The organism is Paenibacillus lautus (assembly GCF_050482385.1).
GTDB lineage: Bacteria > Bacillota > Bacilli > Paenibacillales > Paenibacillaceae > Paenibacillus_AQ > Paenibacillus_AQ lautus_B.
The window spans coordinates 110,948-133,603 of the sequence record NZ_JBCNHV010000015.1 but is presented as its reverse complement, the minus strand read 5'-3'; the positions used below and the strand labels follow the sequence as shown (position 1 = coordinate 133,603).

Sequence of the window (22,656 nt, the reverse complement as noted above, 5' to 3'; positions counted from 1 at the left end):
GAACTCGTCGTTCTATAGATCTCCTTGCGATCCAGTGCTGTTTTTATGTTAAGATGATCAGTACATGATAAATGGAACAGATTAGAAGGAGAGTGTGACTTATGCGCGAAACTGAAACCTGCGTTCCGACTGGCGTGAAACCCCAAGATAGCGGCTTTGGTTATACGTTATCCTTGATCGGCGGTAAATATAAAATGATCATCTTGTATTGGCTGTCTGAAAATAAGGTTATGCGGCATAATGAGTTGAAGCGAAGCATTGGTTCCATATCCTTTAAGACGCTAAGCATCATGTTAAAGGAGCTGGAGGCAGATGAGCTAATCGTTCGCACGGAATATCCCCAGGTCCCCCCAAAAGTCGAATACACCTTGTCGGAACGCGGACTCTCCCTCATTCCTGTGTTACATATGATGTGCGAATGGGGAGAGCAAAACAGTTCGCCGGCGCTGGAAGCTGTGCAGCTGGAAGCATGAGGCTTTGTTATATTCAAAGAAGTATTTCCTGAACAAGGAAATACTTCTTTTTTTAACGGCTTAATTCCGTTCATTCATCACAGGTTATCTATGAACTTTAAGTAATCCTGTGCACTTGTATCCAATGCGCTATGAGGAGGCGATAGGTCCAAGTCAGGCGCATTACCGCCAGGAGCAGCCTCTTGTCCGTAAAACGCATAGAACGAACGATAATCTGCCTCACAGTAGAGGAAGGTCGTTTCAAAAGGGGTTAATATCTGTGCAAGCGTGTAGCGATACCTTCCGTCTTCCTGATAATCTTCTTTTTTTATACCAGCCGAGACCGCTAATCCAACTTTGCGGTTCTTTAACTTATCGCCGCCATTTGAGCCGTACGCCCACCCATAAGCGAAAACCTCGTCAAGCCATTTTTTGAGGAGCGGCGGGCAATTAAACCAATAGATAGGAAATTGTAAAACAAGATTGCTATGCGATTCAATGAGCTGCTGTTCTTTTTGTACATCAATGTTTCCGTCTGGGTATACCTTATGCAGTTCGTGAACAGTATACTGATCAGGATATTGCATTAGTTCTTCGACCCAGCGCTTATTTATGATCGAGGTTTCCAGGTTTGGATGCGTTACGATAACAAGAGTTTTCAATGATTTTTCCTCCTTGAGCGTGATTTATTTTCTTAGTATAAAGTGACCGCTGCAAGGATGTAAGTATGCACTTTTAGAACAGGTACTTACCAAAAGGTAAGTGTTGCGGAGGAAAATATCGTTTATAGATAATAGAGTTATAGAAAATAAATAACAACCATAATTGCATTTTATGATATATAATAATTTGCACTGACTGCATTAGAACGAACTCCCGCGGGTACATAAACTCTAGAGCACTCTCTGGATGATCGCTAAATGTATGTAAGGCCTATATTAGGAGATATTATCTGTATCATATTTTTTTCGTAAAAGGAGTTCTTGTTTAATGGTAGATTTTTTTATGAATTTCAATCCCATTATCCAAGCATTACTAGCCACCTTGTTTACTTGGGGAATGACGGCGTTAGGGGCGGCTGTTGTTTTTTTTACAAAAACATTGAACCAACGCCTGCTGGATAGTATGTTGGGTTTTGCTGGCGGTGTCATGATTGCGGCCAGTTACTGGTCCTTATTGGCTCCAGCCATCGAGATGTCGGAAAGCAATTCGATCGGGAGCTGGTTTCCGGCTGCCTTCGGATTTTTATTAGGCGGAATCTTTATATGGGGAATCGACAAGGTATTACCCCATCTTCATCCCAATTCTCCGATTGGAAGAGCGGAAGGATATAATCCAAAAGTCAGAAAACGGAGTACTCTACTGGTACTCGCAATTACCCTTCACAACATTCCGGAAGGGTTAGCGGTCGGGATCGCATTTGGCGCGCTTGCTAATGGAGGGACTGAAGCATCGCTGGTAGGCGCTCTGACGCTGGCTCTGGGAATCGGCATTCAAAACTTCCCGGAGGGCGTTGCAGTTTCCATGCCCCTGCGAGGCGACGGAATGTCTCAGCGAAAAAGCTTTTTCTATGGACAGTTCTCGGGTATGGTGGAACCGGTTGCCGCGGTAATCGGCGCAGTAGCCGTCGCCTTTATTGAACCCATGCTGCCTTACGCATTGAGTTTTGCGGCCGGTGCTATGATTTTCGTGGTAGCCGAAGAGGTCATTCCAAGCTCGCAAGAAAAAGGCAACAAGGATTTAGCGTCCATGAGTTTAATGTTCGGTTTCGTATTGATGATGATCCTTGATGTGGCGTTGGGGTAGAGACGAGAACAGCCAGCCGGGTACGGACTGGCTGTTTTTGCGTTCCAATCCGCTGACTGGGAGCAGAGGTTTATACAATGAGAACGTTGGTGACAATTCGCAAGTGAACGAGACTGGACTTAGGTCGAGGTTCGCATCTCATTCGCGGGACCAATGCTCAAGTCTCTAAATGGATGGTATACTGAATAAGACTTCAGGATTCGGCAGAAGAGAGAGAGACAAAAAGGGACGACGGAAGGAATGGGAACACATTATGCAAAAGAAAACAGGGATATTGATCGTAGTGGCTGGCGTACTGCTGCTGCTCTTTACGGTGAACCCGATGAACATTTTTTCGGATGTTCAATTCGGATTTTCCTTTGACACCAAGAAAATTAATGAAGAGAAAATAGTGGCCGCTGATGATTTTCGGGATTTGACCCTACAGACTGGAAGCACTGACATTCAAGTCACTAAGGGAAATTCAGACGAGATTAAGGTTCGACTGAACGGAAAGGTAAGCTCGAAAAATGTAGACCAAGTGAAATTGAAGGTCGAGCCAAACGGCGATACGCTGGTGATCGGGGTCGATGTTCCTGACGGTATTCAGTTTGGCGTACGTATACTGGATATCGATTTATCGGTGGAGTTACCGGAAAAGCAATGGACAGCTGCAAAAATTGAAAGTGGAAGCGGCAATCTCGAGATCGGTAGTATGCATGGAGATGAGGTCACGATCAAGGCAAGCAGCGGAAATGTTAATGTTCAGGATGTGAAGGCAGGCTCACTGACGGTGTATACGGGCAGCGGTAATCTCAAGGCTGAAGAGATTGAAGCCGAGTCGTTAGCGTTAGAGTCAGGCTCTGGAAATATATCGGCGGAAGGCTACCATGCCACAACGCTGAACTTCAAAAATGGAAGCGGCTATGTTGAACTGAAGGATGGGGAGTCAGCCGTCCAAGGAAAGGCTGGCTCTGGAAACATACGCTTGGAGTCGGAGCGGTTGATCTATGATACCGACCTGCAAGCGGGAAGCGGGAACGTGACCATCGATCTGGTTCAAGAGCCTTCCTCCCTGGAAGTTGATTATCAAGGAAAGTCAGGTGATGGGAAAATCCAGTGGGACGGAATACGATATGAGGTAAAAGACGAAGGCCGGCTGAAGGGAACGTTCGGCAGCGGCGACGCACTGCTGAAGGTTCGCACAGGGTCTGGAAGCTTCAAGCTGGAGTAAGCAGAACACAATAGATTTAATGAAATAACGAGAAGGGGCCGTCCCAAAAGTAGATTTAGTTGCTTGACGTACGGCTCTCATAAACAGAGATGTGTCAAATAAAGCCATGGCGGTGCTCAGGATGTTATTCCCAAACCGCTATGGCTTCTGTTTTGATCATTGCCGTCTTCTTGAGCAAATGATGGGCAAGCGAAAGCCACCCGACCTCCAGGCATTTTATCCAAACCCCTGGTGTAGAAATCGCCGGAATCCTCGGTTGTTAGGCACTCACAAAGATTCGGTCGTCTGGCAGATCGAGTTGGTCAGGGTATACTGAATGTACAAAAAGAAACCGTTCCTTTCGTAAATGGTTTGGGTCGCACCTCCATTTTACCAAAGAACGGTTTCTTTGCGTCTAAACGTAAGCAAACTGCACGGCGTAGCGGAGAGGACGAATCGCTTCCGGACAAGCAACAGCGATGGTAGGAACGATTCGTACATGGAGCGTCTTCTCACAGCAAGAAGGGGGCTTCCCGCAAGATCTAAGATCTTTTGGGACAACCCCTTCTGCCTTGTGCTTATTATTCCGTTTTAAATGCGTTATCCTTCTAAGACAAGAATGTCCATATCAGGCCAAATTAAAAGCCAAACGCCTGTTGAATCAGTCTCGCATAGATGGCAGCAGCTTCTTTACGCAGAAGTTTATCGGACGGCCGGTAATCCGCGGCGCCGTTTGCGTCTTTTGTCACCTCGGGTCCATGCAATCCGGATCCGACCATGAACTGTACGGCTTCATCCGCCCAGGCAGCCGGTTTCGAGCTGAGTTTTGCCGAAACCGCCTTCGCGCCAAGCGCGTTATGTGCCACACGCCATATTATAGCTGCAGCCTCTTGGCGTGTAATTGGCTGATCGGGTTCAAAGTTCTGGGTCGGAGTGCCGGTGACGCCCCCTATGTCCGCGACATTCTGCACATAACCAGCGAGTGGGTGCCCTTGCATATCCTTAAATGAACTCGTGCCTTCGCTAGGCTTCATCCCGGCCAGCCGGCTGATTGCACTGACAAACTCTACCCGCGTGATCGGTTCATTCGGTCGGAAGCTGGATTGCTCATTCTCGCCAAAAGCCTTGAGGGACTGAACAAAGTAGATATCCTTGGCATAAGGATTCTCTTCCGGGACGTCGTTGTAAGCAGCAGGCTCCTCGAGCTTTTCGGACATGCTGTCTATCGCCGTGTAATACATATATGCCACATTGCCGTTATCATCTTCCTTGAAGGCGGCCGGCGTACCGTTCTCATCCACGAATCGCAGCGGACCGACTGGCGTGAGTTTATGTTCGCCCAATGCATCCAAGACCAATAACTCACCTTGGCCAGCCTTCACCTGTGTGGCGATAAGCGGTGTTCTTAAGCTCCTGAATGTGCCCTCGAATTTCTTGAGCTGCTCCTGATTGAGCGGGAAGTCGTTCTCCTGAACCTGTTTCTTCGGATAAAAATGATCCATGAATTCGGTGAAAAATTCGGCTCGGATCGAAGTGCTCGTGTCACTGTTAACCACGATCATGGCTCCGACATTCTGGTCGGGAAGGAGCCAAAGCCAGGAATGATAGCCATCCAAATCGCCACCTTTGCCAATCAGGGTTTGGCCGTTGTGGCTGCTGTGCATAAACGACTCGAACCCGTATGACATCAACGGAAGGCCGGCTGCATCATAATGCGTCTGATGCATCAAACGCATGGTCTCTTCCTTCATAATGCGGGAAGACCCGAACTGACCCTTATTTAGATGGGCGATGATGAAATTGGCCATGTCGGTGCCGGTGGCGAACATGCCGCCTTCGGGTGCGATGGTAGGTATGTTTGGGTATGGCTTAAACGGTTGACGTTCGGCATTGTAGCCTGTGGCAAGGTTCGCGATAACATCCTCATCCATCCGAAATGCAGCGTGCTCCATTTTTAACGGGGTGAAAATATGTTTTTTTACATAATCCTCAAACGGTTCCCCGTATACCCGTTCGACAATGTAGCCCTGCATGGTGGAGGCCAGATTATCATAGCGGTAAACCTCTCCCGGCGTGCGAACCACAGCTGGGGCATTTACCCGGATAAAGTCGGCGAGAGGAACCTCGCCCTTCTGAACGATATGTGGCGGAACCGAGGAGTTATCCGTATAGTCGAAGCCTGTCGTATGGGTCAATAAATGCTCGACCGTGACGGGTGTCCCGGTGTTGTTGGTGATCTTAACATCCGGCATATAATCGGTTATGTCTTTTTTTAGATCGATTTTCCCTTCCTCTACCAGTTGCATGATAGCGGTCGCGGTTATCGATTTGGATATTGAGGCCATGCGGAACAAGGTTCGATCGGGATCAATCTTTTTCTTGGATGCAAGGTCGGCATAGCCGTAGCCCGTATTCAGCAGCACCTTGTCGTCTTTTACAATCACAACAAGCGCACCAGCGAGCATGTCCGAAACATGAGGCTTAGCAAAGTAGGCATCGGTGAACGCCTTGACTTCTTTGGAACTTAGTACCGGCGTTCCCGCATGCTGTGTTGCGGTTGTACCTGAGGCAGGTTTTGCCGTATCGGCAAAGATATCGGCAGGTAAAGCCAGCAGGCTAGCGGACAGCACGGAGGCTGCCAGTATACGAATGGTTCTAGACTTGCTTTGTTTATTTGGCTTCATGGGTTCCTCTCCTTGTCAATCGTATTAGATTTCCACTTCATGGTAGTCGATGGAGGGAGAAGGAAGAACGGTCCGCAGAATGAGTTTCAACTGGCTCCTCGGAAGGAATTGGGCCTCGACTTTGGTCTAGGGATATTGAACAACTGAGAAGCAAAACGTTTTATTTTATACTAATTAATAAAATAAAGTATAAATTAATATTTGATATGACATTAAATGATCATAATGTATACTATATAATATGCATTAGTATAAATTATTCGTGTGACTGGGGGATGAGCAATCTGAATCTATACATCAAGGAGAGCGGAAACAAAGAGGTAGCAAGGATGATCGTATTTTTGCATGGCGGCGGTGTAAGCGGCTGGATGTGGAACAAGCAGCTTCCCTATTTTGAAGACAGCTTCTGCCTGATTCCTGACTTGCCCGGACATGGGCGCAGCCCCGGCAATTCGCCTTTTTCCATAAGCCGCACCGCGGATCAGCTTAATGAGGTCATTTCGACGAAGGCTGACGGACGGGAGATTGTGGTTTTCGGCTTTTCACTAGGGGCGCAAATTCTTGTGGAGATGATATGTCAACGACCCCACCTTATTGATTATGCCATCGTAAATAGTGCCTTGCTGAGACCGATGCCGGCAGCGCTTAAGTTGATTGAGCCCTCTGTTCGAATCAGCTTCCCGTTAACCAAATACAGATGGTTTTCCAGATGGCAGGCAAGCACTCTGTACGTGAATGAGGTTGATTTTGAACAGTATTACGCGGAAACTCTGCGTATGAAGCGGGAGCTATTGGTTTCGGTGCTGAAGGAGAATATGTCCTATTCAATCTCTCCAAGGATTCAAGAATCAACAACGAAGCTATTGGTTACGGTTGGGGAAAAGGAGAGAGGCAGTGTTAAGAAATCGGCTGAGGATCTCGTACAGCTGAGTGAAGGCGCTGACGGGATCATCTTTCCCGGTATTGGGCACGGCATACCGCTTGCCGATCCGGCACTGTTTAATCGGGTAGTGGAACATTGGCTTAACACCGGTACAATTCCGGAAGGTACTCCTCATATATAGTGGGGACTGGCGGTTCACGCCCCCTTCTCATAATGTGCTGTAGACTTTGCCCTTAGGGCAAGGTGTATAGTGATCTTGAACCAAGATCCGAAACCAGAAAAGAGGTGCACCTATGCTGTCGATCGGAGAATTTTCCAAAATATGCGAAGTATCTACAAAGACGCTTCGATATTACGATGAAATCGGGTTAATTCATCCGGATCAGATCAATCCGGAAAACGGTTATCGCTATTATTCCATCAGTCAATTAAAGACAATGCTCTATATCAACCGTTTGAAGTCCTATCATTTCTCGCTGGAAGAAATCAAAGAAATTCTGGACGGGGAAGCGGATCAATCTGAAGAGAAGCTTCGCCTCGCCCTCAATCGCAAACGTCGGGTAATTCAGGAGAAGTTAAACACGTATGAATATACCCTAAAACAAATGAACCAGGATATCTTGAATTTGGAGCAGGGCATACATCTGATGTCATACCTGGATGATATTGAAGTACAGCTTGTTGAAACGGGACCTATGAATATCCTATACAAGCGTCAGATGATGAGCAGTGATGACTATGCTTTAGGATACGGTCGGTATTATTGCAGTTTATATGAAGAGATCGCTAGGGAGAAACTCACCTTGGTTGGAACGCCCATGACGATATATCACAGCCCGGAATTTAATCCTGCAGGCAATGACACAGAGTTTGCCCTCCCGATCAAGGAGGCTGTAAAGGGAACGAGAGATTTGTGCGGGGGCCTTTGTGCGAGGTCTGTTTTAAAGGGGGCTTATTCTAATTTGACATCGGTATATGCCAAGCTAAGGGAATGGGTAGAAGATAAAGGATATGCATTGACTCAATCACCCTATGAAGTCTATGTAACCGACCCGTATCAAGTCTTGACTGCCGAGGACATGGTTACCGAGGTGTATTTTCCCGTGACGAAGAAATAAGAGATGTACATATACCATATGGTTTAAATAATGAATTCTGCGAGGTATTTATAATGAAAAGAAACTACTGGCCAACGACAGCATGGCATACCCTAGCCCCGGCGACCATGGGAATGGACGCTGACAAGCTTACGGGACTGGACTCATTGATCACAACCGAATATCCCAATATTAATGGTATTGTCATGGTTAGAAACGGAGCTATCGTTTATGAAAAATATGATCATGGATATGGTCCGGAGGATAGGCACCACGTTGCATCAGTTACGAAAAGTATCATTTCCGCACTTATAGGCATCGCTATCGATGCAGGCTATATTCAACATGTAGATCAGAAGGTGCTGGATTTTTTTCCAGAATATGAACAAAAGACTGCCGCTCGACAAAAACAAGAAATTACGATACGCCATCTGCTCACGATGACCGCTCCTTATCCATTTGAGGACTGGCACGAACCCTTGGACAAACTGTGCATGCAATCGGATTGGGTACATTATACGCTGGATATGCTGGGCATCGGTGGAAGCCTGGGAGCATTTAAGTATTCTACTGCAGGGGTGCATCTCCTGTCAGCGATTATAACTCGCAGCACGGGAACAAGCGCCCGCGCGTTTGCTAACGAACACTTGTTTAAACCAATCGGCATGAACGAAATTCCGGACTATGACATGAGCTCATTCGGATTTGATGATTTATTCGGAAAAGACGTCAGGGGCTGGGTCAAGGACCCAGCCGGTAACTCTGTTGGAGGGTGGGGGCTTACGTTAAGTCCTCGAGATATGGCTCGTTTTGGCTTTCTTTATCTGAACCGCGGCACATGGGACAATCAGCCGATTATATCGGAGGCATGGATTGACCAATCAACGTTGATGAATTCTAATCATTATGGATATCTTTGGTGGCTGCGGGATGAGGCTGGGGTATCTGCCTACTCGGCAGTAGGCGACGGCGGGAATATCATTTGCTGCATTCCAAAACAAGACTTGGTTGTCGCCATTGCATCGGCATTTACCGTCAATCCTCGGGATCGATGGGCACTGATTAAAGAACACATCATCCCGGCGATCATCGACTAAATTAATCCACAAATTGGTGATGTTAAAAGAACAAGAATATCTACGCGTATGAAGCCGCCCAAATGGGCGGCTTTTATGGTTAATGCACATTTCTTTCAGGCAAAAACCGTAGTAGATGGCTCTTCTTAACCATTCTGATGTTACGTGTATTTTCATACAATGTATGGACAAGCGAAAGCAGAAATAAGCAGAGGTGGGGAGGAACCGTTGTGAAGCTGCATCAAATCCATGTGACGGGCATGACTTGCACAGCTTGTGCAGCCCGGATCGAAAAAGTTCTTCGGAAAGTGGAAGGCGTTCAATCTGCTCGTGTCAGCCTCGCCTTATCTCAGGCCACGGTTCATTATGAACCGACGCAGATTGGATTAAACACGATCGTGGAGAAAATCGAAAAGCTAGGCTATGGAGCGAGTGACAGGCTGTCGCATCCGCAGGCAGGGATCGAGGCGGAGACGGGGGCTTATCGCATGCGGTTCATCATCGCCGCTTGCTTATCGGTCCCACTCCTATGGGCGATGATGGCGCATGTTGCCAATTGGCCTGCACAATGGACGCCGAATTTGCTGATGGAGCCTGTATTTCAATGGGTGCTCGCTACTTTGCTTCAGTTTGGCGTCGGATATCCTTTCTATTACGGAGCTTACCAGGCTATGATCCATCGTACAGCAAATATGGATACCCTTGTTGCGTTAAGCACCTCGGTGGCTTACTTCTACAGCCACTATGTCATGTTTGAATCCAGGCACAGTCTAGCGCATCCCACGCTTTATTTTGATACGATTGCGATGGTGATGACAGCGGTACTGCTGGGCAAGTGGCTTGAGACCATGGCCAAGGGCAGAGCGTTGAAACAACTTAGTGCCTTATACGAGCTTCAGGTTAAACGAGTTCGAGTCGTCCGCAGTCATGGGGAAGAATGGATTTCTGCGGATCAAGTGCAGATCGGGGACCGGATCCGAGTGAACCATGGAGAATGGATCTCCATTGACGGCTTTGTTCAGTCGGGATCAGCAGATGCCGATGAATCTATGCTGACAGGTGAAAGTACAGCGGTGGCCAAGGGCATGAGGGATCGAGTTTACGCCGGAACGCGTTGTCTGGTCGGACGTTTGGACATCGTGGTTGATAAGAATCATAGCGAAACCCGTCTATCTCAAATGATTGGGCTTATCGAGTCCGCACAACAGGGGAAACCGGCCATTCAGCTAGCCGTTGACCGTATAGCGGCGATTTTTGTTCCCATGATGATCGGTTGTGCTGCACTTACTTATGCGGGATGGCTCTGGTTTTCCCAAGCTCCCGATGCATCCGAAACGGCGATGCGCCACGCGCTGTCTGTTTTACTGATCGCCTGTCCCTGTGCGCTTGGTTTGGCTACGCCGGTATCCATCCTGATCGCAACCGGATCGTCCGCCCAAAGAGGTGTTCTATTTAAAGACGGCCGGTCTCTGGAGGGGTTGCGGCGAACCGATGTCGTATTGTTGGATAAGACAGGCACGTTGACGGAAGGAAGACCTCAGCTCACAACGATTCACACTGCGAACGGCAGCAACGCAGCCTACGTGCTATCCATGTCGGCAGCGCTGGCTTCCCGGTCCGCTCACCCGTTAGCACAAGCCATCGTACGAGCGGCCCAAGACAAACATTCCCCACTATTAGAAGTACAGAAATTCCAAGAGCGGGTTGGGAAAGGGATGGAAGGCTATGTCAAAGGAGAACACGTATGCGTGGGAAATCGGAAATGGCTGCTGGAACAGGGCATACGGCTGGAAATTCCTCCGGATCAGCCTGGTTATACAAGGCTTTATGTCGCCGTGAACGGGAAGTGCATCGGATCGCTTGTATTGATTGACAAGCTTAGAAAAGATGCCCGGAAGATTGTTCAGGAGTTAAAGCGCAGAGCCGATGTGTGGATGGTAACCGGTGATGAGGAGCAAGCCACCGTGGCGGTGGCGGCCGCGGCAGGGATCGATCAGATACGTGCAGGCATGCTTCCTGAAGACAAGCTGGCGTTTATTCGCGAGCTTCAACATCAAGGACGATCCGTTGCCATGATTGGCGATGGCATAAACGATGCAGCTGCGCTTGCCGTGGCCGATGTCGGCATGGCGATGGGCGGGGGAGCGGATGCGGCTAAACAGGCCGGCGACATCGTGCTGATCGGAAACAAACTCTTCAATATTATCGATGCTTATACATGGAGCCGCCAAACGATGCGGAATGTTCATCAGAATTTGCTATTTGCTCTGCTGTATAACGCCATTACCGTGCCGTTGGCCGCATGTGGTTATTTGGACCCGCGCATCGCTTGCATTGGCATGGCGGCAAGCTCCGTGCTTGTTGTTGCGAATGCGCTTAGATTGCAGCTTAAGGTGCAGAGATTAGATAAGAACCGCATAACTGTGAATGGTTGAATGAATAAACCGTGACGCTATGGTCACGATCATGGCGAAACCTTATGATTCTCACGGCTTTCCCGTTCTGCTAGAATATCTCATGTAAGGGAAATGAGAACGGTTGCGAGAAAGGATAGCCAAACCATGCTCACGGGAGGTCATTATGAATGAGCAATCCGATTAATGCGAGGTTACTGCCTGCGCCAGTGAACGGCGGATATTGTGAAGAAGATTATTTTATCTGGTGCGGTTCATGTGTTAAGGGAGAGGACGGTCGTTATCATTTGTTCGCTTCTCGGTGGAGGAAGGAGCTTGGATTCGGGGTCCACTGGCTATTCAATTGTGAGATTGTAAGGGCAGCCAGCCCGGTGCCGGAAGGTCCTTTCCGATTTGAGGAAGTTGTGCTCAGCCGTCGAGATCGCGGCTATTTTGATGGGATGAACCAGCACAATCCTCATATTCAATACTGGAACGGTACGTATTACCTCTATTATATGGGAACAACGTACGGGGGGCCGATACCCGGGCCAGGAGACGTCGTTTCCTCTGAGCGAGGCACGGAGGTCTGGAATAATAAAAGAATTGGGCTGGCGACATCCCGATCGGTATTCGGGCCTTGGGAACGGTCGGACGAACCCATTCTGCTTCCCCGCCTGGGACAATGGGACGGCACCGTCACAACCAATCCGGCCGTTGCAATTCTGGCAGATGGCCGTACCTATATGATCTATAAATCGCGGGAGTATAGCGGATCCACACTTCAGTTGGGCGTAGCGGTAGCGGAATGTCCATCCGGTCCTTTCGAGCGGTTATCCGATCATCCGATATTGAATTTCGCCGATCCGGATAAACATGTGGAGGACCCCTTTCTTTGGCATGATGGCGACCGATTCCATCTCCTGATCAAGGATGATTCCAAGAACGGGTCTGAGGGCTTGACGGGAGAATGGGGAGCTGGCGTATATGCCACCAGTACGGATTGTCTGGACTGGAAGATTCATCCCGAGCCCAAGGCGTATTCCCGGACAGTTGCATGGGATGACGGCACGGTTAAAGAAATGTGCAATCTCGAGCGTCCCTATCTATTATTTGAAGACGGAGTCCCAACCCATCTGTTTGCAGCCACCGGTACGGGGCCACGTGCGTGGGATTTCACGCACACCTGGAATATGGTCATTCCATTAGCTCGATGGAGGGTGAATGCTAGGGCCTCAACGGTAACCGTTTCGAAGGAAAAGGATGGGAAGGAGGGGGATGACCTATGAAAGACGCCTTAATGGATAGGTTAAAACCGTTCCTTCTTCGGGAGGATAATATCTCACTCGTAGGCAATCCGGCAACCCATGTGGAAATCGCACATGCAGAGCAGCAACACGCACTGCAGTGTATTGATGCCGCTTGCGTGATGCCGAACATCTCTTTCCGACGACTTTGATGTACGTTGCTGAATAACCTCTATATCAGTTGTAAACCATCCTTTAATTGCGATTTAAATGCGAACCGAGATCTAAAAGATAAAAATGAAAATGCCGCAGTCCGGGGACTGCGGCATTTATTATTAGGCAGAGCTGTGATCTTTTGCTAATGGCATGCTGTATGCTACACCAGCTCCAACACAACCATCTGATGATTATCCAAATAAGGTACTTTGTAGTTGATCTCGCCTTGATTTCCGACTGTATAAGGAAGATCCTCCATCGTAGGGGCCAGATAGACCCGCTTGACCGAAGCGGCCGATGGGAGACGCAACTCGACAGATATATTCTGCAGAGGTACGATATCCTCGATGACTTCCACGCGTCCCTTAAGTACGGGGGAAACATACAGGAGGTGATGAACATAGCGATTGTCCACAGCCTGATACTGGAGCGTTGCTATGCCCCGGGCCGGTAAGTCGCAGCGCAGAGAAGGCTGCGGCAGGAGCCGGCCGAGCGCGTGCAACACCATCTCTTTCAGAATGAGGTGACCGTTATCCGCATAGTCACCGAACACATTCCAAGCGATGTAGATGCCGCCTGTGCTTTCAATCATGCCCGGTCCAATGTCTTCTCCGGTGCTTGGCGTGTGCTGATGCGAGCAGAACGTGAACACGTCCCGGTTAAAGTATGGATTCTCCCGACTGCCAAGCGCACGGCCGCCGTTCAATTCCACCTGCTGTCCCTCGCCGTACATGACATACGCAGCGGGCAGAAGGGAGCCTGGAGTAAAGTCCGGACGGAAATAAGACGGACGGTAGGGGCTCGGGCCTTTCCAGTTCAATCCAAGATCAAGCGCAAACGCGCTGCCGGCTGGATCCAAACCCGAGCGACCCGTGGCCAGAACCTTGCCGCCGCTTGCGGTGAATGTGCGGATGGCCTCTCCCAATTCGGGCCATATTGGAACCTCGTCCGGCAATACCAGCACTTTGTAGCGGCCGAAATCAGCATCGGCATCCACGATGTCGTATAAGTAATGTCCTTCGGTCAGGATGCGTACCGCTCCGGCATCCGCCAGATTGTTCCGGTCTTCTGATGTCCGTGCTTCCGGACAAGCCTCCCATGCAGCCTCCAGCGACAAGACGGCGATGTCCGCCACGGACAATGTTCCGCTGCACCATGGCTCCTTCGCTTCCACCTCCGCGTAGGCGGTGCCGATCAAGGCGTAGGTTGCTTCATCCATGAGACCCGAAGGATGAAGCTGGTCGCCGATCGAGCACTTGGCGCCGTGGGCCAGGCTGAGCGCCGTTTCGAAGCGCAGCGCGTTCGGATGTTTGTAACCGCCGAATTCGCCCCAAGAGGTGTGGAACTTTCCCGTCATGCCGAGAAAATCCATACCCAGCGTCTGCGCATAGCGCGCCGATAGCGGAAAGTGATCGTAGCCCCAGCCCCCGGTTGGCAGGGATTCCAGTTCCAAATGGCTGTTGACGTTGGCGAGGTCGCGGCGGCCCCGACGTTGATGGCCGCTGTTATGGAAGACCGGAAGACCGGGCTTGATCTCGTCCACCGTTTCCCGAACGCGGCGGGCATAGTTCAAGTAGGTCGCCTCGCCCAAGTCGGCAACGGCCACTTCATCCCGAGGGTCTTGGCCGGCTGATCGCAGCGCCGCCACACAATGCTGGCAACGACATTTTCGGATGCCGACGATATCAAGGAATATGCCGTCCGCATCATAGCGGGAAACCACCTCGCGGATTTGCGCCAGCAAGAGGTCCAGGTAAGGCGTGTTGAAGCAAAACTCATGGTACCCGGGAGTCATAAAATCTTTGACCCAGCGCGTACGATCTTCCGCATCTCGAATCAGCCATTCCGGATGGCGACGCGCCAGCTTTTCGTCAAGGCCGGCGGACAAGTACACAGGCGTTTTGACGCCGATTTCGTGGGCGGCTGCAATCATTTCGCCTAGCAGATCGAACGAAAGATTCGGGTGCGTTTCATTGGCTTCGCTCGGGTGATAAGCCCAGCCGTGATGGCATTTAGAGAAAACGGTAATGGAATCGACATGCCCGGCACGCAGCATGTTCTGAAACTGGATTTTTGAAAACTGGCTTCCGATGCCCGGGATGGCCTCGGACGTATGAAAGTCGAGATGAACCTGACGAAATCGCATGTGTGAACAGCCTCCTTTGCCGCCTGATGAGAACGGTTTCTTTTGTTCAATGTACCTCTTTTATACGCGGGTAACCAGTGATAATATAGACTTTGATTAGCACAAAATGGACTTGCAAAAAGGAGAGAGATGCCGTGCTGTGCTTAGAATTCGCCATTCCGCCGCTGCCGCAATTCGTAACGGCCGGATATGCGGTCTGGAAGCCGGGAGACCAACATTTCGCCCGTACCTTCGGTGTCTATGACCTGCTGCTGGTAACGAGGGGAACGCTCTATATGACGGAAGGACAGACTGAATATGAGGTCAGTGCCGGAAAGCTGCTCGTGCTGGAAGCGGGCCAGCGGCATTTCGGGCATCAGGCCTGCTTGGAGCATACGGAGATTTATTGGGTGCATTTCATCCATGGAAGTCCTGCTTCGTACATCTCGCAGAAGGATATTCCTTGGTCGGCCCTGCTCTCCAAAGGCACGGTCGAGGATGTCGAGCCGTCCACGCAGCAGCGCATGTACCTGCCGAAGTTCGCCTCCGTCGATGTGCAGACCGTAGAACCTATGCTGCGCGGGTTGAATGATATCCACAACCGGCTGAATGGGGAGAATGCGCTCAAGCTCCATTTATTGCTGGCCGAGCTGTTCGCCGCGTTGCAGGCTGACTGCGCACGGACGACCGAACCGGAGCCTTCCAGCCGACTGGCACAAGCTGCCGCTGCTTATTTAAATGAACACTGGAGGGAACCGTTTGAACGGGCGGCATTGGAGGAGAAGCTGCATTTCCAGGCAAGTTATATCGCGAGATGCATGAGGAAGCATATCGGCAAAACGCCGCTGCAGTACGTACTTCATCTGCGCCTGGAGGAAGCCAAAAAACTCCTCGGCGGCACGGTGCTTAGCATTTCCGAGATCGCGGAAAGGGTGGGAATCCGCGATTCGAACTACATGACGCGGCTGTTTACCGCCAAGCTTGGCATGTCGCCCGGCGCGTATCGGCAAATGCTGCGGCAGAGGAAGGAAGAAGAGGGGGAAGGGACGGCTTTATTATTGAAAATGCCGATTGACAACGAAAAACCTACAGGATTATAGTAAAGCCACCCAATTATGCAGGGAGAGTGGTCCCATGAATTTGCTGCAAACCCTCCGCTCTCGCAAATATTTGCAGCGGATCATCCTTAGCTTTATGCTTGTTGTCGCGATGCTGGCCTTCGCTTCTCTCTTTCTGAACGCAGCCGCCCGTGACAAAGTCTTGAGTCTCCAACACGAAGCCGATCGCAAGCTGCTCACCCAAATCAACTACAATATCGAGAACATGAACGGGATCGTGAAGGATTTGGCCGTATCATTGTACAATGACGAAGAGTTGATCGCGCTGAAGTCCGGGGCGGATTATAAGCAGAGCATTCTGAAAATCGAACGTTTGAACCGGACGGTTGCCGCTTCGCCGTACCTGCACTCCGCCGTTTTTTACAACGGCAAGCAGAATCGTTTTTTCTCTTCGCTGAGCCATGATATGGACACGCGCGTCCTGTACAGCGCGCTTGAAGACTATATGTCTTCCCGAGCCGATCTGCCGAAGTTGCAGCTCATTCCGCTCGATCTCGACGGGGAGAATGAGGGCATCGACGTATTCGCTTTTTTTATTTATGACGGGCCTACCCTCGGTTCCGTTAACCGGAACGCCCTCATTTTGACTGTGAAGCCAGGCTGGATGCTCGATAATGTGAAAGCGCTTAATCGTGTGGCCGAACGAGAAAACGACGTCCTGTTTGTCACCGACAGTGATGGGCAAGTGCTGATGGCCGGTGAGCGTAAGCTGCCGACCGGGCTGGACATCAAAAAGGATTTACTGGGACGAATGGGCTCGACGGACAATGCGCCGGACTCCTTTATCCATAAACAAGGAGAGAAGGAATATAAGGTCACCTATTTGAACAAAGGCTTGAATAACTGGCAGATCATTAGTCTGCAGGATTACGACGATGTGCTGGGCAGCGTACGCCAGATGAGATGGACCGAAATGGCCGTGACGCTGTCCGTTGCCCTGCTGGCCTTGCTCCTGTCCGTATTAATCTCGCTGCGGCTGTATAAACCGGTAGGCCGTCTGCTGACGCTGGTGCCTGATGACGGGCGCGAGGATGCCAGGTCAAAGGATGAGCTGTCGCTCATCACGAAAAATGTAACGGTGATGATCGGCAAGCTCAAAGGCTTGGAGCAGGAACGGGCCACGCAGTGGAATATCGCCAAGATGTATCATTTGCGGAGCCTGATCGGCCTCAGCGATAGGATGGAAGAAGAAGCATTTTTGCGGACGAATGAGCAGTACGGAATCGATATCGCGTATCCATCGCCGCTCCGGCTGGCGGTCGTTGAGCTCGATGATATGCAGAGCCTCACCCTGCAGCCGGGTTCCCAGCCGGAGGCGCTGTATTACTTCGCCATCGCGAACATCGGCCAAGAGCTGCTGCAGCGTGGCGGTTCGTGCGAAGCCGCGGACATGAAGAGCGGACATCTTGTCTTTATCGTCAGCGGCAATCCCGGTTACCTCGAGACACTGGGCGAACGGTTCCGGGAACTTCAAGAGACCATACTCCGCTTTTATCGGGTAACGTTCACCGTAACGCTCAGTGACACGTTCGATGATTACCGCCTGCTAACGAAACATTGCAACCTGGCGATGCGACATTCCAACTATCGCATGATTTTCGGCAAGGGGGCCGTGATCCAGCCTGAGATGATCCTCCGAAACGAGCGGAACGAGTCGTTCGCCATTCCGAAAGAGCTGGAGCGCCGGCTGACGGAGGGGTTGAAAAGCGGAGACTCGGAGGAGACGGAGCAGGCGATTCGAAGCTGGAGGGAACTCCTCGGCGAGTTCAGCTTCGATAACATGTTCTCGGCGCTGCTGCATCTGACCATGACACTGAGCCATACGCTGGGCGAGATGAATAACAATAATCTGAATCCGGTATCGGTTAATCTGCAGGCTATCAATCGGCGCATTCTCGAAAAAGAGACGCTGGATGAGATCGAGGGCGTGCTATTGGAAGTCGTGCGCGATGTATTTGAGCAGCGCAGGAGCGGAAGGGAGGACAAAAACCGGCTGCTTGTGGATACGGTCAAAGAAATGATCGAGAAACACTACGTCGATCCGGACCTGAACGTCCAGAAAATCGCCGAAATGCTGAAGATGAGCGCCGTCTATTTGGGCCAAGTGTTTAAAGCGCAGGAGGGGACAACGGTGGTCGACCAGATCAATGCGACTCGATTGGCCCGCGCGCAGCAGTATCTGGAACAGCAGCATTTGACCGTGGCCGAAATCATGGAAAAGGTGGGCTTCGGCAATGAAAGCTATTTCTATCGGCTGTTCAAGCGCCGCTACGGAGCGACGCCGAAAGAGTACCGTCTGAAATCAGCCATCGACCGCAGCACCTAACATTAGAAATATTCCATAGGACCCGCAGGTGAGGTTTGCCGTTTGCGGGTCTTTGGCATGCCATGTTTCCCCATCAGGCGAGCGAGCTATCGGAATCGGTGCAATCGTGTATGTGCAAGCTCCTATCGAACATCGGATGGATCACCGCGGAGTTGAAGATATTGCCATCCCTAACACCTTCGGCATTGCTTTTATGGGGAGAATACGTACGGTGGTACTTTATTCAGGTAAGATCCAGAAATTTTCCACAGTACAGCAAACCTGCTTCTATACAGCGGGCTGTACAGCATTCCGAAATCCTTACAGCCCGCCCGTACAGCAATCCTGAAATTGTACAGTAACGCAGAACCCCGGGTTTGAGCTATCGTTAATCATGCAAAGCCTGGGATGCAGGCGAGGAAAGCATGAGAAAAGGAAGGGGCTTTCGCTATGTTGAAGAAGGTAACACTATCGGGTTCTATGGACGCAGACCCGGCTAACCGTTCGGGACCCGAAACGGGACCGAATCCTGGACCTGCCGGCGCGCGCCAAAAAAAATCGGCGCTTCGCAGAGAGCTTCGCCATTTTCGCAACAACCGGGAGTTGTTTCTGCTATCGCTGCCAGGGATTCTGTACAAGCTGATTTTTGCCTATATCCCGTTAGTGGGATTGATCATTGCTTTCAAGCATTACCGCTACGATCTTGGCATATTCGGCAGCGAATGGGTTGGACTGGAAAACTTCCGTTACTTGTTCTCGACCGATACGGCTTGGCGGATCACGCGCAATACGGTGCTGTACAATGCGGCTTACATTGTAGTTACCACCGCCGCAGCGCTGCTGCTGGCGATCCTGATGAACGAACTCAGGGCGAAATGGAGCAAATTTTATCAGACCGCGCTGTTCTTGCCCCATTTTTTATCCTGGGTGCTGGTCGGATACGTCGCCTATGCCTTCCTGAACCATTCCGACGGGTTCATTAACCGCACCTTACAGATGTTTGGCATGGATCCGGTCAGCTGGTACCAGACGGCCGAGGCATGGCCGGCCATTCTCATCCTTGTTCACTTATGGAAGGCGGTTGGATTTAATACACTCATCTATTTTGCGGGCATTCTCGGCATTAACAGCGAGTATTACGAGGCAGCGCGGATCGACGGAGCGACGAAATGGCAAATGGCGATGAAAATTACGGTTCCGCTGTTGGCTCCGCTGGTCATCATTCTGCTGATTTTGTCCATCGGCAACATGTTTCGCGGCGATTTCGGGCTCCATTATTTCATTCCGAACAACTCCAGCTTCCTGTACGGCTCCACGGATATTATCGATACGTACGTATACCGTGCGCTCCGCGAGATCGGCAACGTTAGCATGTCGGCGGCTACGGGCTTTTACCAGTCGGTTGTCGGCTTCGTCCTGGTGCTGGTGGCGAACGGGGTCGTGCGAAAAATTAATCCCGAGCATTCCCTGTGGTAAGAAGGAGGACATCCGATGCCTAAGAAGTTCGAACTACCCAAACTGTTGATCCATCTGCTGTTCATCCTGCTCTCGCTGGCGGTCGTCCTGCCGTTTCTGCTTGTTGTTGCCGTGTCGCTGACGGACGAAGCTTCGCTCACCGGCAACGGGTATCAGTTTCTGCCCGAATCATTTAGCCTGGAGGCGTATCGCTATCTTCTGGATGCTCCCGATATTCTGCTGCGGGCTTACGGGGTTACGATCACGGTGACCGTCATCGGAGCGCTGGCCGGTCTGCTGCTCACCGCGATGACCGCATACGTCATCTCAAGGCCGGATTACCGCTATAACCGGGCAACGACGTTCTACGTATTTTTCACGATGCTGTTTAGCGGAGGACTCGTTCCTTCCTATATTCTCATCACGCAGTACCTGCATTTGAAAGACAGCTTGCTGGCACTGATATTGCCGGTGCTGCTCTCGCCATTCAACATTATGGTCATGAAAGGATTCATGTCCAAAATTCCGCTCGAAATCGTGGAATCCGCCAAAATTGACGGGGCGAGGGAGCTGCGGATATTTTTCAGGATCATATTACCACTGTCTACACCGGCTTTGGCTACGCTTGGCTTGCTGATCTCGTTTACGTATTGGAACGAATGGTTCAATGCCATGCTGTACATCGACGATCCGAACAAGGTGCCCCTGCAGCTGCTGCTCGTGCGGACGCTTGGCAGCATTGAGTTCATTACTTCCAATTCGGAATTTGCGCAGCAGTTGGGCGTCGATTTATCCAGCTTTCCGAACAATTCGGCAAGAATGGCAATCGCGGTGCTTGCGGGTGGGCCGATGCTGATCATCTTTCCATTCTTCCAGCGGTTTTTCGTGAAAGGGCTTACGGTTGGCTCCCTTAAGGGTTAACATACAACAACCAATTAAACATTCAGGAGGTCATGGTATGAAAAAAAGACTGCTAGGACTTTTGGCGATCGTCTTGATCGCGATGTCCGCTCTTGCCGGCTGCGGGGGCAGCGGCGGAAACGGCGTGACGGAAAGCGGAACGCCGGACACGAAAGGGGCGTCACCGGAGATAGGCGGCGAGAGCAAGCTTGATCCCGTCGAGCTGACTTGGTATTACCCGCTACTGCAGCTGCAGCCCGACCAGAAGAAGGTCGAAGAGGAAATCAACCAAATCGTGAAAGAGAAGCTGAATGCCACCGTCAAGCTGATGCCTGTTGCGATTGGTGACTACGTGCAGAAGATGAATACCGTGCTCGCGGCGGGTGAAAAGTTCGATATTCTCTGGACCGGTTACATGCTGAAGCCGGAGGAGCTGGTCCGGAAGGGAGCCATCCAGCCGCTGGGCGGACTTCTGGATGAATACGCGCCGGAACTCAAGGCGGACGTCCCCGAGGTGATGTGGGAAGGCCTGTCGGTTGACGGGGAATTATACGGCATCCCAAACCAGCAAATCAATGGTTCAAGATACGGCTTCATCGTGCAAAAGCGCTTTGCCGACAAATACGGCCTGGATCCTTCCGCGATCAAAACCATAGCGGATATCGAGCCATTCCTTGAGCAAATCAAGCAGAACGAGCCGGGCATCATCCCGATCGGGCTGTTCGGCGGTTCGTTCGTCAATCCCCAAGCGCATGATGACCAATACTGGGTGGTACCGGGACTTGACGATCATTTCTACATCAAGACGGATGATCCGTCCTATACGCTTCATCGCTATCCCGAAGAGGAGCTGGACAATTTCCGACTGGCCAGCAAATGGTATAAGGCAGGATACATCCACAAGGACGCAGCTACGGAGAAAATGACCGACTATCAATCCAAAGGCCAGATTGCGGTCGAGTTTGACGTCACGCTGAAGCCGGGAGTGGAAGCGGAAGTGAAGCCGAAGAACGGCGGCAACGATGTTGTTATCATTCCGCTCAGCGATTGGTTCTCCAACGGCTATTCGGCGACAACCAATCAGTCGATCAGCCGAACTTCCCCCAATCCGGAACGAGCCCTGATGCTGCTCAATCTGATCAACACCGACAAGGAGCTCTACAATCTGTTGATCAACGGCTTAGAGGGAGTCCATTACGAGAAACTGAGCGGTGATTATATCAAAGCGATGCCGGATTCCAGGTATCGTCCGAACATGGATTGGGTCTTCGGCAGCGTGTTCAATTCCTACCTGAAGGAAGGACAACCGGAAAACATCTGGGAGGAAACGAAAAAAATCAACACCAGCTCCGAAATCAACCCGGTCGGCGGATTCAAATTCAATTCCGAGCCGGTCAGCACGGAAATCGCCAACCTGAACGCCGTATGGGGCGAGTACAAACGCGGACTCGTGACCGGAACGCTCGATTTCGAGGAAACCTGGCCGGTTCTTTACGGCAAGCTGAAGGAGGCTGGCGAAGAGAAATATGTGGAGGAGGTGACGCGTCAGTTCGAGCAATTTCTAAAAGAGAAGGGCTTGAAATAAAGGTCCATGAACTTGCCCATGGATGGAGTCGAAACGGGAGGAACCTGCTGTCCTAAGGAGGGCTTTGACCGCACTGCGTCGGCAAAGCTGACCGAATTCCACGCTGGAGGAAGGGGAGCAAT

The 22,656-nt window shown here is 50.7% G+C and carries 17 protein-coding genes; 14 read left to right on the top strand and 3 right to left on the bottom strand.

The window, feature by feature from the left end:
• Positions 1–101 precede the first annotated feature (101 nt).
• Entirely contained in the window at positions 102–473 is a 372-nt protein-coding gene (locus ABEW73_RS19060; RefSeq protein WP_430166035.1) for a winged helix-turn-helix transcriptional regulator, read from the top strand.
• Between the two features lie 77 nt (positions 474–550).
• On the opposite strand, the gene ABEW73_RS19055 is transcribed toward ABEW73_RS19060, so the two are convergent.
• Positions 551–1,114 (bottom strand): NAD(P)H-dependent oxidoreductase, encoded by a 564-nt coding sequence (locus tag ABEW73_RS19055; protein WP_430166033.1) that lies wholly within the window; start codon positions 1,112–1,114, stop codon positions 551–553.
• 328 nt (positions 1,115–1,442) lie between these two features.
• On the opposite strand from ABEW73_RS19055, the gene ABEW73_RS19050 reads away from it, so the two are divergent.
• Both ABEW73_RS19050 and ABEW73_RS19045 read left to right on the top strand, forming a co-directional pair.
• Positions 1,443–2,258: a ZIP family metal transporter gene (locus ABEW73_RS19050; RefSeq protein WP_430166031.1), complete on the top strand. Its 816-nt coding sequence runs from the start codon at positions 1,443–1,445 to the stop codon at positions 2,256–2,258.
• A 253-nt stretch (positions 2,259–2,511) separates the two neighbouring features.
• Positions 2,512–3,471, top strand: a complete 960-nt coding sequence (locus ABEW73_RS19045; protein ID WP_430166029.1) for a DUF4097 family beta strand repeat-containing protein — start codon at positions 2,512–2,514, stop codon at positions 3,469–3,471.
• 617 nt (positions 3,472–4,088) lie between these two features.
• Here ABEW73_RS19045 and ABEW73_RS19040 read toward each other — a convergent pair.
• Positions 4,089–6,134, bottom strand: coding sequence for a serine hydrolase (locus ABEW73_RS19040; protein ID WP_430166028.1), 2,046 nt, complete (start codon positions 6,132–6,134; stop codon positions 4,089–4,091).
• A gap of 329 nt (positions 6,135–6,463) precedes the next feature.
• Between ABEW73_RS19040 and ABEW73_RS19035 the strand changes: the two genes are divergently transcribed.
• From ABEW73_RS19035 to ABEW73_RS19010, 6 genes are all read left to right on the top strand, one after another.
• Entirely contained in the window at positions 6,464–7,198 is a 735-nt protein-coding gene (locus ABEW73_RS19035; protein ID WP_430166026.1) for an alpha/beta fold hydrolase, read from the top strand.
• Positions 7,199–7,310: 112 nt separating this feature from the next.
• Positions 7,311–8,135 carry a MerR family transcriptional regulator gene (locus tag ABEW73_RS19030; RefSeq protein WP_430166024.1) on the top strand — a complete coding sequence of 275 codons (825 nt, stop codon included), beginning with the start codon at positions 7,311–7,313 and terminating at the stop codon, positions 8,133–8,135.
• Between the two features lie 53 nt (positions 8,136–8,188).
• Positions 8,189–9,211, top strand: a complete 1,023-nt coding sequence (locus tag ABEW73_RS19025) for a serine hydrolase domain-containing protein (RefSeq protein ID WP_430166022.1) — start codon at positions 8,189–8,191, stop codon at positions 9,209–9,211.
• Between the two features lie 209 nt (positions 9,212–9,420).
• The gene (locus ABEW73_RS19020; RefSeq protein ID WP_430166021.1) at positions 9,421–11,625 is read left to right on the top strand and encodes a heavy metal translocating P-type ATPase; all 2,205 of its coding nucleotides are present in this window, start codon (positions 9,421–9,423) and stop codon (positions 11,623–11,625) included.
• A 149-nt stretch (positions 11,626–11,774) separates the two neighbouring features.
• On the top strand, positions 11,775–12,872 hold the full coding sequence (locus ABEW73_RS19015; protein ID WP_430166019.1) for a glycoside hydrolase family protein: 1,098 nt from the start codon (positions 11,775–11,777) through the stop codon (positions 12,870–12,872).
• On the top strand, positions 12,869–13,042 hold the full coding sequence (locus tag ABEW73_RS19010; RefSeq protein ID WP_430166017.1) for a hypothetical protein: 174 nt from the start codon (positions 12,869–12,871) through the stop codon (positions 13,040–13,042). The genes ABEW73_RS19015 and ABEW73_RS19010 overlap by 4 nt, the downstream gene beginning before the upstream one ends.
• Positions 13,043–13,206: 164 nt before the next feature.
• On the opposite strand, the gene ABEW73_RS19005 is transcribed toward ABEW73_RS19010, so the two are convergent.
• Positions 13,207–15,192, bottom strand: a complete 1,986-nt coding sequence (locus ABEW73_RS19005; RefSeq protein WP_430166015.1) for a beta-galactosidase trimerization domain-containing protein — start codon at positions 15,190–15,192, stop codon at positions 13,207–13,209.
• A gap of 134 nt (positions 15,193–15,326) precedes the next feature.
• On the opposite strand from ABEW73_RS19005, the gene ABEW73_RS19000 reads away from it, so the two are divergent.
• From ABEW73_RS19000 to ABEW73_RS18980, 5 genes are all read left to right on the top strand, one after another.
• The gene (locus tag ABEW73_RS19000; RefSeq protein WP_430166013.1) at positions 15,327–16,271 is read left to right on the top strand and encodes a helix-turn-helix domain-containing protein; all 945 of its coding nucleotides are present in this window, start codon (positions 15,327–15,329) and stop codon (positions 16,269–16,271) included.
• Between the two features lie 34 nt (positions 16,272–16,305).
• Positions 16,306–18,615, top strand: coding sequence for a helix-turn-helix transcriptional regulator (locus ABEW73_RS18995; RefSeq protein ID WP_430166011.1), 2,310 nt, complete (start codon positions 16,306–16,308; stop codon positions 18,613–18,615).
• Between the two features lie 429 nt (positions 18,616–19,044).
• Complete coding sequence (locus ABEW73_RS18990) at positions 19,045–20,070, top strand: ABC transporter permease (protein ID WP_430166009.1); 1,026 nt, start codon at positions 19,045–19,047, stop codon at positions 20,068–20,070.
• Positions 20,071–20,085: 15 nt separating this feature from the next.
• A complete protein-coding gene (locus tag ABEW73_RS18985) occupies positions 20,086–20,970 on the top strand; it encodes a carbohydrate ABC transporter permease (protein WP_430166008.1) in 885 nt (294 codons plus the stop codon).
• A 37-nt stretch (positions 20,971–21,007) separates the two neighbouring features.
• Positions 21,008–22,534 (top strand): ABC transporter substrate-binding protein, encoded by a 1,527-nt coding sequence (locus ABEW73_RS18980; protein ID WP_430166006.1) that lies wholly within the window; start codon positions 21,008–21,010, stop codon positions 22,532–22,534.
• Positions 22,535–22,656: the final 122 nt, after the last annotated feature.